This window comes from Streptomyces sp. NPDC054841 (assembly GCF_053611045.1).
Genome location: NZ_JBSGZO010000269.1, coordinates 1 through 11,558, shown reverse-complemented (window position 1 = coordinate 11,558; position 11,558 = coordinate 1). Strand labels below are relative to the sequence as shown.

Below are 11,558 nucleotides of genomic sequence, written 5' to 3'. Positions count from 1 at the left end.
ATACGCCCAGTATGAGGACGACCCTCCGCCTTGCGATGCACCGCATCTGACGCCGCGCGCTGATCCACCGGGGATTACGGGACAGCCCTTAGGAATCATGACCACGGGACATCCGTTCTCCTGGACCCTCAAGATCCAAGTTCCAGGGTGACGTCGCCGAGGTGCCGGGCGAGGTCGCGGGTGCGCCAGTGGCGGTCTGGGTCCGTGTGGGGGAGGTCCAAGACGCGCTGCCTGCGGCGGTCGACGGGCGGGTGTGGCGGTCGTCGGGGAGATGCTGGGAAGGTCGGGCTCGGGTTCGAGGATGGCGACGCCGAGGCTGGTGACGGTGCGACTGACGTCCGGGCGGCCGTCGTCCTGGCGTTCGTTGTAGCGGGAGATCGGCGATTTGACCTTGCGGGTGCTCATGCGGGGCCGCCTGGGCGGGAGCAGTCCGGCCAGGACGCGCTGGCCGATGCCGCCGACGTGCTCGGCGCGTGCGGTGGGCGTCGTGATGCCCGCTGCCTGAATGACTAGGTCACGGGCTGTTTGGAGGGCGGTGGTCAAGCCGCATCGGTCCGGGTCGGTGCCCGGCCGGGACTGTGCGGCCTCCACCATCAGGGTGCGCAGTGCCTGGTAGAGGGTGAGCAGGGCCCACATCTCCTGCTCGACGCCGGCGGGGTCGCCCGAGCAGAGCACCCGGCCTTGCAGAAGGGTGTGCCGCAGCGCGTAGTACGCCGACTCGTGCTCCCAGCGCTGGTGATAGAGGGCAACCAGGGCCGGAGCCGGGTAGCGGCGGGCGTCGGTCAATGTCGTGAGCAGCCGGTAGGAGCCGGCGAAGATACTGCCGTCCTTGCAGGTTACGGTGATCTGTGCCTCCACGATGCGGACCGGGACGGTGCCGATGACGGACAGGTAGGAGCCGTCGGAGTGGCGGGTCAGGACCGGGGTGCGACTGTTGGCACGCAGCTGGCCCAAGACCTTCGCGCCGGTGTCGGTCACGGCGGCGAGGAAGGCGTTGGTGTCGAAGCCTTATCTCATAAGACCAGCATGTCCGGGCCCAAGTGGTGCAGCAGCCGGCGGGCATAGGCGGTCTCGCCCTCGCTGGTCGGACCGAACACCGCGCCGATCAGAGCTCGGGTACCGGTCTCGACGAGAGTCATCAGCTCCAGCATCGGGTAGCCGCCACGGCTCTGGGGCCCGAACCGGTCCACGTTGCGGACGCTGTCGGGGATCTTGATGGAGCTGCAGCCGTCGAAGGAGACCGTGCGGAACGGTCCGAACCGCACCCCGTGTGTCATCGGCTGGGCGAGCAGCCCGGCCAGCACCTCGAACAGGCGCCGCATCGGCGCGGCGCCGACCCGGCGGCGAAGGTCGCGTAGGGCCTTCGCGGTCGGCGAGGCTACCTCCATGCCGACCAGGCCCGTGGTCAGCTTGTGCCACACCAGTCGGTAGCCGACCTCGGGGAACAGGCACATCGCGAGCACGAAGTACACCCCGACCCGCGAGGGCAGATCCCGCAGCCGGAGTTGCACAGTCCTCGTCTCTTCCAGCACCGCGTCCACCAACTCGAACGGCAGGACCTGGGTCAACTCGCCCAGATGGCCGGGCGCGAACCGGCCCGCGGCCACCGTCAGGACGCGGGAGACGGTCGTCAGACCAGGCGGCAGGGCACAATGGCGTACAGGCAACGGAGCTCCGTAACAGCAGACAGTCTTGGCTGACTACCTGCTCCAACGGGACTCCGTTGCCCACGTTCCGCTCCGCGGCCGAACTACTCCCGAACGCCTTGCCACCAGCACGAACACGTTAACTACCCGGCCTTGGGTCAAGGCCCGGTTGTCATCAGAAGGCGCGGAATGATCAGAGATCCGGACGGTGCTCCCTGTCCGGCACCTTGGACAGGATGCTGTGGGTGATCGGTCCGGCGGACTCGACGCCGTGGCCGCCGCCCACGACGATGCAGGCCACGGCGTAGTCGCCGCGGAACGCGATCACCCAGCCGTTGCTGGTGGATTGGTTCGCGACTTCGGCCGTGCCGGTCTTGGCGTAGACGCCCGAGAGGTCGCCAAGGGCGGGAGTGGCGGTGCCCTCGGTGACAACCTGCCGCATCATGCGCTTGAGTCCGCTGTGCACGGTGGGCGGCAGGGGTGCGGCTGCCTTGACGGTGGGAAGCCCTTTGACGATGATCGGCTGGTGAAATGAGCCGGTGTTCACGGTGGCGGCAACGGAGGCCATGGCCAAGGGATTCATGAGGACTTGCCCCTGGCCGAACGTGTTCGCGGCCTTACGTGCGGGAGTGCCGGGGGCCTTGGGCACGTGACCGTCGACACTGGGTATGCCGACTTTCCATGGCAGCCCGATACCGAATGCCGTGATGGCCTCGTGGGCCAGGTCGCCGTCGTCGAGTTTGTCGCCGAGGCTGACGAACGTTGTGTTGCAGGACATGGCGAAGGCGTCAGCCAGCGTGGCGTCGGTGTCGGACTCGCCTCCATCATTGTGGAACGTGCGTCCGCCCACAGTGAGGTTTGCCGGGCAAGGCGCTTTGGTGTCGGAGGTGGCGACCCCCTTGGTGAGGATAGCCGCGCTGGTGATGACCTTCATGGTGGAGCCGGGCGCCCAGGTGCCGGAGAACGCGCCGTTGAATCCGTCGGCCGGGGAGTTGCCCGCTGCGACGATGTGGCCGGTGCTGGCCTGGATTACCAACACTGCGGTCTGCTTGTTCGCGCCTGCTATGGCCTGGTCAACCGCGGTCTGTATACGGGGGTCAAGCGTGCTGTGCACAGGCTTGCCTGGGGTGGGAGACTTGAGGTTGTGGAGGTTGCGGACGAGAGCGCCGGTCGCGTCCACGATGGCCATTGCACTGCCGGGGGCGCCTTGGAGTTGCTGGTCATAGGCGTGCTGGAGTCCGGCTTTGTTGCCAATCAGGGTGTCGGATGCGAGAGGGAGCCCACCCGCGGTGGCATTGCCGGCACTGGCCAGGCGTCCCAGGATGGAGGCGAGCGGGGGATGGCGCCTGACCGTGATCTGCTCTCCCGTGCTGTCTTCGACGACGGCCCGCTCCGCGAGGGTGGCGATGAGCCGCAATCGGTTGGTTCCCTCCAGCTGTGGGTGCAGCAGTGCAGGTGACCAGACAACCTTCGGAGTGCCGGAGGTCGTCCGGACACGTAGTGATGAATGGTACGTCCACGTGCCGTGTCGGCCCGAGGTAGTCGTGACTGTGAAGGGGACGGTCAGATCTCCCACGACTCCGTCTCTGATCGGGGCTTGTGCCGTAATGCGTAGCGTGGTGAGCCGGAGGTCCTGCGAGTACTGCTTCAGTCGGGGCTCGGCCTTCCCCGGAGTGTCTGTTTGAGCCGCTGCTCCGATCGAGTCGTGATCGACCCAGGCGCTGAGGAACACCCCAGCGGCCTGCGCAGCCCGGTCGTCGGCTGGGTTGCCCGGCATCGGCACGGCTACAGATGTGCTCGCATGCGGCCGGACGGGGGACAGTAGCTGGTATGTCCCGACGCTGAGAATGCCACCGACGAGGAAAGTGACCGCCACTCTCACGCCTGTACGTCGGGATATTTTGGACACGACTTCTCCTTCACTTGCTCTGGCGGGGCGGCTTAAAGGCCACGATGAGAAACGTTCTGCGACGCGTGCTAGCTGATGTCGACAAGCTGAATGGCGGAGGTGCCTCGACTCGCAGGTTGCATGCATATGTCGTACAGGTACCGGTCGCCGTCGCGTGGCCGCAGCTCGACCGAAGCGCCTACGGGCAGGACGGCTGCAGTCGCAAGATTTCGCTCGCCTTGCTTGGATCCGCTGATGACACTGATCCTCACCCTGGTCCGGCCGACGTTGCGAACGGTCACGGAGTTCGTTTCCGGGCATCGCCCCAGTTCGACTTCGGTGCAGTTGTAGCGGACGTCGCCGAAAGCCGCGGTTCCGCAAGACAGTTCATACACCGGGTCGAGATCCGTCCTGCAGACTTGCCCTTCCTCGACGGTCAGGTGACTGGAACTATCGTCGTCTGGCCCGCTTTCTGCGGGCGGCACCAGGCAGCGGATGCCAACCGCGGTGCCGGCCAGCGTGACAGCCGTCACCGCCGCCACTACTAGTGCACGCATGAATGAGCCCTTTCCGAACCTTGAGGAGGCTGGGCCTCCCGGGAGCGCTCGGCGCGCAGCACGCGGAGCAATTGGATCTACGCGTAGATCGGGAGCGGGGTTCACAAGGTTGTCGCCCACGCGCTGTCGTGAACCGAGGTCAAGCACTCCGCGTAGCACAGCCTGAAGAGCTCACGCTGAGTCTCACAGGGGAGCGGAGGGCAGGCGCCCACGGCTGCGTGGCCACGCTCCGCCATATCGCGAGGACAGTGCATGAACAGATTCCGAGAAGTGCTGCGTCGTATCACCTCAACGGCAACAGAAGCACCAGACGGTCCTTACCCTCAGCCCTCGGCACGCCGAAGTCTCTGCATCCCGGTCGTGGCTTCTGCTACCCGCAGAGGCCCCTCCCGGAGGGCGTGTTGCCTGGCGCATAGGCACGGCCCTATTGGGGCGTGAGTTATGACAGCGACCGTACCCATGCCGCCCGCCCCGGGGCCCAGGGGATCTGGCACCATGCCAACGGTGCTTCTCGTTGGCGGCCACGAAAGCGCGGATGGACGGGACCTGCTGCCGTATGCGCAAGCCTGCAGTCCCCGCGCCGCTGTGGTGGCTGTCTCCGAACTGGGCAAGGTGGTCTCCGCTGCACTGGAATCCACGGCAGCCCCGGTCTGCATCGTGCCGATGACACTCGGCAGAGACCCAGGACTCGTCTCGGAGACCGCCCGTGCCCTCCGGCGGCATGCCCGAGGCGTATCCGCCGGGCGAGTCGCCCTCACCAGGCCCTTCAGTACCGCTGAGCATCTCGTTGGCTGGCTGCGCGCGGCTGCGGACGGCATGGGACGGCGACCCCTGACGCAGGACAAAGATGCGTCGCCGGCCGTGCTCGTTACCGCCCCTGTTGCGGATCCTGTCGCCGATGCGGAACTCTTCAGGGTCGCGCGGCTAATGCGCCAGCACGGGCGGCACCGCTCAGTAGAGGTCGCGCTGGTTGGTGGCGATCCCGATGTGACAGAGGGCGTGGAGCGGTGCCGACGGCTGGGTGCCGGGCGGATCGTGGTCATGAGCGCCGGGTTCGCCGACCCGTTATTTCCGCGTGCCCCCGACGTGAGCGCCGGCGCGCCGATACTGAGCGCCGAATTGGTATCCATGGTTGTCTCGGCACGCTGCGCCATGGCCTTGCACGCACTCGCCGAACACTGCCACGACGGCATCGTGGTCGGACTCGACGCCGAACATGACCACAACTTCGCGTACGCGCATGCTGATTTCGACTGGGGTCCCGATACCCACCCACTCCCTGGTTTCCGCAGCAGCGCACACTCGCAGCTCTGAGCAAGGAATGCCGACCATGCTTTTGGGAGACGGCCGCGGCCGGGATCCTGGCCACACGCCCGGAGGCTTGCCCAGGTGGGCCATCGGGGCCGAGAAATGCTGCGCTGGAGGTGCCCCTATTGCCCCCATTACCCTCTTTCGTTGGCCCCTGCAACGGGGCACCGGTCTCCGGTTCCGGCATGGCTTTCCCCCTTTTGCCGCCCGCCGGGAGTGGGGCAAGATCGCCAAAGCATTGGAACCCGTCTATACCGCTCCGACCGAGGACGCCGCCGCGACGCGCTTCCTGGAGTTCTGCGAGGCCTGGGGCGGCAAATATCCGGCGATAGTCCGGCTCTGGGAGAACGCCTGGCCGGAGTTCGTCCCGTTCCTGCAGTTCGATGCGGAGATCCGGCGGATCGACTGCACCACGGATGAAATCGGGCGGCGGGTTCAGCTGCTGTGATTTGGCGGTCTGTGGTTGGGCGGTGTGGCTGCCAGTGCGCCACCATCACCGCGTAGGCGCGTTCCTGCTGTTCGACGATCTCACGCTCGTGTCGGCGCAGGGCCACACCTCCTTGACCCACCCTGCGACGGCCGCGTCGTCCCGCTCGACAGTGCGACGAGCGGGGACCGGGCAGGACCAGCCATTGCGGACCAGCAGTTTCCGCACACCCTGGATGGTGTAGGTTAGGTGGAAACGTCGGCCGATCATCGTCTTGATCCGCTCAAGCGTCCATCGTTGGTCCTCCGAGCCATGCGCGGCCAGCACCTTGGCCAGCTCCCGCTCATGCTGAGCAAACTGCTCGCCACTCAATCGCGGCAACGATGCCGCGACCGCTGGAGCGTAGTGCCCGCGGACCGCCTTCCTCCCACGCCTGCCGCCACCGCTGCACCGACCGAACACTGACGCGCAGATCCTTTGCGATCAACGCGCTCGTCTCACCCCGGCCGAACCGCTCGGCTGCCAGGAGCCCTGACTGCTCGCGGAACTGCTGCCGTTCGGTGGTCAGCCCGCCACCCTGTGGATACCGCACGCCCAGGTGACACCGCACAGATCCCGAGCCGTCAGCCCCCCACGACATCACGGGTTCAACCTGAGTAACCCGACCGTAGTGCAGGCTATGTCGGACATCGACAACGGCCAACTCGGCCGTAGTGCAAACGACTTCAACCTGTCCCGGGACTCCGCAGTTCCCTGCACTCGCAGACGAACCCCAGCTCACCGGTGCATGCGACGGACCTTCACACGGCGATCTTCAGCAAACCTTGGTTTTTGGAGAACCTGGACAGGCGGTTGTCCGTATGTACCTAACGGTCGCACGGAAATGCGGCGGCCCGATTCAGGAGCTCAAGTCGAAGGGGTGGGTGTGTTGGCCGTTGTGGCTCAGGTGTTAACGGTTCTGTTGGGGTTGGGCTTTGCCGGGGGAGGTGCGGCGAAGCTGGCGGGGGTGGCGGTGATGAGGGCCGACGCGGAGCGGTTCGGCTTGTCGTACTCGATGTTCCGGGTGGTCGGTGCGCTGGAACTGTCCGGAGGCGTCTGCCTGGTTGCGGGGCTGGTGTTCTCCCCGCTGGCGGTCGCTGCCGCAACAGGTCTTGTGGCACTGATGGTTGGGGCCGTCGTGTGTCACCGGCGGGCGAAGGACCCCGTTGCCAAGGCAGTCCCCGCGGTCGTGGCGGGCCTGCTCACAGTGCTGGCGGGGGTGCTCAGTGTTATCCACTGACTGTCACCCGCGTATTGCCGCTTCGCGTATGGCGCTCGCGTACGGGCGCGGGCCGACCGGTGCTCGCGGAATCAGACGATGAACGGTCTTCTGCACTACCCGGTGAACCCCACTGAACCCGGCGTGGCGGAGCTTGACCCTCTCGGCTTCGACGGCCTCCTGCCCCGGGTGTGGAGCCTCAACGCCGATGCTGACGCGAATGGCCTGGTCGGGATGCTGCGTGATGTGGTCCCGTCCGGGGAGGCGGTGGCGGGGCTTTCGCTGCCGGGCTGTGTGGCTGCGATGCGTGACCTTGGAATATTGATCGGGTCCGTCAAGCGCCATGGGGTGGAGCCCATCGACGCTGTCCCGGGGTTGGAGTTACCGCTGCTTGAGCTCGGCTCACGCACCGCGATGATCCCCAGGGACACGGTGCACCACTACATCGGCTGGAACCCGACCGGTGACCGGGAGCGGATGTACACCGGGCAGCGCATGGAGCGGATGCTCATGTCCTCGGTGCGGGTGACCTTGTCACGGCTGATAGCCGCGGTCGAGGCCTTCCGAAGGCTGGAGGGTCTGGAACCGGAGGAGCTGGAGTTCGCGGTTGCCGCGAACGAACTGGTGGCGCTGTTGCGCTCACTCGAGGACGCGATCGACATCGTCATCGAAAACGTGACGCCCGAGTTCTTCGCCCGCACGATGCGGCCGTACTTCGAGGAGATCCGCGTCGGCGGGGTGACGTACCTGGGGCCGGCGGCCGCGCACGTCCCGTTGTCGCTGGTGGATCTCGCGCTGTGGGCGAGCGACCGCGGCGGCGAGTCCTACGACGAGTTCTGGCGCGAGTCCGCTCAGTACGGGCTGCCCCCTTGGCAGGGTCTGTACCGGCGGTGGGCGAAGGGCCCGTCCGTGGTCTCTCGGGTGAGCTCCGCATTGGAGTTGGCGCCGACGGGTGAGGCCTCGCCGAACCTGCGTGCCAGCGCTGAGGCTCTGTGCCGTGCGCTGCGCGCACTGGTGGTGTTTCGCGGCAAGCACTTCACCGTGGCGCGAAACGCCTATGCCGAGGAGATCCGGCTCTACCCGCTGGGCAGCGGGGGAGGAAGTCTCGACCTTCTCGACCAGGTTACCGCTCTGACGCGTGAGAACGCCGCGTTGGTGCGCGCCTCCTACGTCCGAGGCCGCGGTTCGGACCGAAAGCCGTCCTCTGCCGCGGCATCCGTTGGCGACAGGCTTGGACAGGGCGCTAAGGAGGCCGGAGCATGAGGATTCTCATCGCCGGCGGCGGGATCGGCGGGCTGAGCGCCGCCCTGAGCCTCCACGCCGCGGGATTCACCAATGTCCAGATCGTGGAGGCGGCCCGAGCACTACAGCCCCTGGGCGTCGGTCTGAACGTCCTGCCGAACGCGGTCCGTGAACTGACCGATCTCGGCCTGTACGACCGGCTCGCCCGTAAGGCCATCACGACGAGCACGCTGGCCCTCTACAGCCGCCACGGCAAGCTCATCTGGGAAGAACCCCGAGGACGTGCCGCCGGATATTCGTGGCCGCAGCTGTCCATCCACCGGGGCCACCTGCAGCAGGTCCTCGCGCAGGCGGTGCGTGAGCGCCTGGGCGCCAATGCGATTGCCGTCGGCACGCGCCTGGCCGGATTCACGCACGCATCCGATGGCACGGTCACGGTGAGCCTGGAGCGGCGGGGCGTCGGCGCCGTGGTGGTCGACGGTGTGGATCTCCTCATCGGCGCGGACGGCATCCGCTCGTCGGTCCGCGCGGGCTTGTATCCCGACGAGGGGCCTCCGCCGGACAACGGACTGGTCATGTGGCGAGGAACCGCTTGGGCCGCGCCATTTCTCGACGGCCAGGCGATGATCGTCACCGGGGACGACGTCCAGCGGATCGTGCTCTACCCGATCGAATCGGATCAGGCGAACGGACGCTGCCTGATCAACTGGGTCGCCGCCCGGCCTGCCGACGACGATCTGGATTCCCGAGGGGACTGGAACCGGGAGGTCCCGGTCTCGGACGTCCTGGACCGTTTCGGCCACTGGCGCTTCGACTGGCTGGACATCCCGGCCATCATCGCCGCCACCACCCAGGCTTACTGCTATCCCATGGTGGACCGCGATCCGCTGGCACGGTGGACGTTCGGCCCGGTGACCTTGCTCGGCGACGCCGCGCACGCCATGTATCCCATGGGATCCAACGGCGCGACCCAGTCCATCGTCGACGCTCGGGCACTGGCGCACGCTATGGCCACCACCGATGACATATCCGAAGCCCTTGCCGTCTACGAGGCCGAACGCCGAGAGGCTATGACCCTGCTTCAGGCCAGCAACCGCCAGCAGGGACCGGAAGCGGTCATCAGCATGGTCCACCAACGTGCCCCCGACGGCTTCGAGAACCTCCACGATGTGATCTCCGAGGATGAGCTCGCCGAGGTCTCTCTCCGCTACGCGGTCACCGGCGGATTCGACGTCCAATCCGTCAACACCCGCCCCTCCCGCACCGTCCCGATTGAACACCAGAGGTGATCCGCGTGAGCCGGCCGTCAACTTTCCCTGGAAACCGGGAACCCGTGGCCATCGTGGGGATGGCCTGCCGCTTCCCTGGCGCACCCACCGTCGATGCGCTGTGGGAGTTGCTTCGCAGCGGAAGCGACGCCACCAGTCAGACCCCAGCGGACCGATACGACATCGAAGCCCTCTACTCGCCCCGGCCGGCCCTCGGCAAGGTGATCAGCCGACGCGCCGGCTACCTGCCCGACGCCGGGCATTTCGACGCGGAGTTCTTCGGCATGTCCACAGCGGAGGCAGCCAACCTCGACCCACAGCAGCGCCTGCTGATGATGACCGCGTGGGAGGCCCTGGAAGACGCGGGGATCCCCCCGCAGACCGTCGCTGCAACCCGCACCGGCGTTTACGTCGGCAGCATGCACCTCGACTACTGGGACCTGGTGGCCAAGCGCGGCCTGGAGGCGCTCACCCCCTCCCACGTGTACAACCAGCGCAGCATCCTGTCGGGTCGGCTGTCCCACACCTTCGACCTGCGCGGGCCCAGCATCACCCTCGACACCGCCTGCTCCTCTTCCCTGGTCGCGATCCACCTGGCTTGCCAGAGCCTGCGCGCCGGGGAGAGCACGATGGCCCTGGCCGCCGGCGTCAACCTCAAGCTGACCCCGGACGAGGACGTCCTGCTGTCCCAGGTACGGATGCTCGCCCCCGACGGGCGCTGCAAGTTCGGCGATGAGCGCGCCAACGGCTTCGCGCCCAGCGACGGCGTGGGCGTCATCGTGCTCAAGCCGCTCTCAAAGGCTCTCGCCGACGGCGACCGGATCCGCGCCCTGGTCCTGGGCAGCGCGACCAGCAACGACGGCCGCAGCCACCCCGAACTGCTCACCCCGTCCGTCGAGGGCCACGCCCAGATGCTGCAATGGGCGTACGAGGACGCCGGTGTGTCACCGGCGGACGTGGACTTCATCGAGGCCCACGGCACGGGCACGCCAATGATCGATCCCGTGGAGTTCACCGCCCTTGGCGAGGTGCTCGGCAAGGGCCGACCGGGCGACCGGCCCTGCTACGTCGGCTCCGTGAAGACCAACATCGGGCACACCGAGGGCGCCGCCGGCATCGCGGCACTCATCAAGACTGTTCTGTGCCTGGAGCACCGCCAGATCGTGCCCAGCCTGCACTACGAGACCCCGAACCCCAAGATTCCCTGGCAAGACCTCCCCTTGCTGGTCCCCACCGCCCTCACACCGATCCCCGACCGGAGACGGTCGTTGATCGCCGGCATCAGCGGGCAGGGCATTTCGGCGGCCAACACCCACCTCGTGATCGGCGAATCCCACATCCGAATGCCAGATCCCACAGCCGCCGCCGAGCCGTGCGTGTTTGTCGCCTCCGCCCGCACCGACAGCGCGCTGCGCGACCTCGCCATCGCCTACCTCGACTACCTATCTCCTGGCAAGGCAGGAAGCCGGCACCGGCTCATCGACATCTGCTACAGCGCTGCGGTCCGACGCCACGACCACGCCAAACGCCTCGCCATCGTCACCGACAGCCTCCAGGGCCTCGCCGACCGGCTTGAGGCATTCCTCGATGGCGACCTGCGATCCCCACGACCGCACCAAAGCCCACTGGCGGCCGCCTACCTCGCAGGCGAGTCCGTCGACTGGACGCGGGCCTTCCCCAGCGACGCCGCCTACGTCCCGCTGCCCACCTACCCGTGGCAGACCAAACGCTACTGGCTCGATCAATAGGACGGCCTGACCATGGAACGCACCCCCGTACTCTGCGGCCTCGGCACATTCCTCCCGCCCACCATCGTCACCAACAACGACCTCGCCGCGCGCCTGGACACCACCGACGAATGGATCCGCGCCCGTACCGGCATCCACCAGCGCCACATAGTCGAACCCGGCACCGCCACCTCCGACCTCGCCGTCGAAGCCGGCCGGCGCGCACTCGCGTCGGCC

Annotated in this window: 8 protein-coding genes and 5 pseudogenes; 7 read left to right on the top strand and 6 right to left on the bottom strand. The window is 67.1% G+C overall.

The features are described from left to right. The 5 genes and pseudogenes from ACWGI8_RS28720 to ACWGI8_RS28700 form a co-directional block, all read right to left on the bottom strand. Window positions 1–978 (bottom strand): annotated as a pseudogene (locus ACWGI8_RS28720) (hypothetical protein); the annotation flags it as partial. Window positions 979–1,013: 35 nt separating this feature from the next. Next, window positions 1,014–1,667 carry a transposase domain-containing protein gene (locus tag ACWGI8_RS28715; RefSeq protein WP_453665231.1) on the bottom strand — a complete coding sequence of 218 codons (654 nt, stop codon included), beginning with the start codon at window positions 1,665–1,667 and terminating at the stop codon, window positions 1,014–1,016. Between the two features lie 172 nt (window positions 1,668–1,839). After that, window positions 1,840–3,063, bottom strand: a complete 1,224-nt coding sequence (locus ACWGI8_RS28710; RefSeq protein ID WP_453665232.1) for a penicillin-binding transpeptidase domain-containing protein — start codon at window positions 3,061–3,063, stop codon at window positions 1,840–1,842. An 18-nt stretch (window positions 3,064–3,081) separates the two neighbouring features. Further along, window positions 3,082–3,423: pseudogene (locus ACWGI8_RS28705) on the bottom strand (NTF2-like N-terminal transpeptidase domain-containing protein); the annotation flags it as partial. A 200-nt stretch (window positions 3,424–3,623) separates the two neighbouring features. Next, window positions 3,624–4,091: a hypothetical protein gene (locus ACWGI8_RS28700; protein ID WP_453665229.1), complete on the bottom strand. Its 468-nt coding sequence runs from the start codon at window positions 4,089–4,091 to the stop codon at window positions 3,624–3,626. A gap of 495 nt (window positions 4,092–4,586) precedes the next feature. On the opposite strand from ACWGI8_RS28700, the gene ACWGI8_RS28695 reads away from it, so the two are divergent. Both ACWGI8_RS28695 and ACWGI8_RS28690 read left to right on the top strand, forming a co-directional pair. After that, window positions 4,587–5,405 carry a sirohydrochlorin chelatase gene (locus tag ACWGI8_RS28695; protein WP_453665227.1) on the top strand — a complete coding sequence of 273 codons (819 nt, stop codon included), beginning with the start codon at window positions 4,587–4,589 and terminating at the stop codon, window positions 5,403–5,405. Between the two features lie 193 nt (window positions 5,406–5,598). Next, a pseudogene (locus tag ACWGI8_RS28690) lies at window positions 5,599–5,823 on the top strand (transposase); the annotation flags it as partial. Between the two features lie 118 nt (window positions 5,824–5,941). Here the strand turns inward: ACWGI8_RS28690 and ACWGI8_RS28685 are convergent. Continuing rightward, window positions 5,942–6,418 (bottom strand): annotated as a pseudogene (locus ACWGI8_RS28685) (winged helix-turn-helix domain-containing protein); the annotation flags it as partial. A gap of 327 nt (window positions 6,419–6,745) precedes the next feature. Here ACWGI8_RS28685 and ACWGI8_RS28680 point away from each other — a divergent pair. From ACWGI8_RS28680 to ACWGI8_RS28660, 5 genes and pseudogenes are all read left to right on the top strand, one after another. Then, entirely contained in the window at window positions 6,746–7,105 is a 360-nt protein-coding gene (locus ACWGI8_RS28680) for a DoxX family protein (RefSeq protein WP_453665226.1), read from the top strand. A 168-nt stretch (window positions 7,106–7,273) separates the two neighbouring features. After that, window positions 7,274–8,347, top strand: a complete 1,074-nt coding sequence (locus ACWGI8_RS28675) for a monodechloroaminopyrrolnitrin synthase PrnB family protein (RefSeq protein WP_453665224.1) — start codon at window positions 7,274–7,276, stop codon at window positions 8,345–8,347. Then, window positions 8,344–9,615: a flavin-dependent oxidoreductase gene (locus ACWGI8_RS28670; RefSeq protein ID WP_453665222.1), complete on the top strand. Its 1,272-nt coding sequence runs from the start codon at window positions 8,344–8,346 to the stop codon at window positions 9,613–9,615. The genes ACWGI8_RS28675 and ACWGI8_RS28670 overlap by 4 nt, the downstream gene beginning before the upstream one ends. Before the next feature lie 44 nt (window positions 9,616–9,659). Then, window positions 9,660–11,342, top strand: a complete 1,683-nt coding sequence (locus ACWGI8_RS28665; RefSeq protein WP_453665220.1) for a beta-ketoacyl synthase N-terminal-like domain-containing protein — start codon at window positions 9,660–9,662, stop codon at window positions 11,340–11,342. A gap of 12 nt (window positions 11,343–11,354) precedes the next feature. Then, window positions 11,355–11,558, top strand: a pseudogene (locus tag ACWGI8_RS28660) (3-oxoacyl-ACP synthase); the annotation flags it as partial.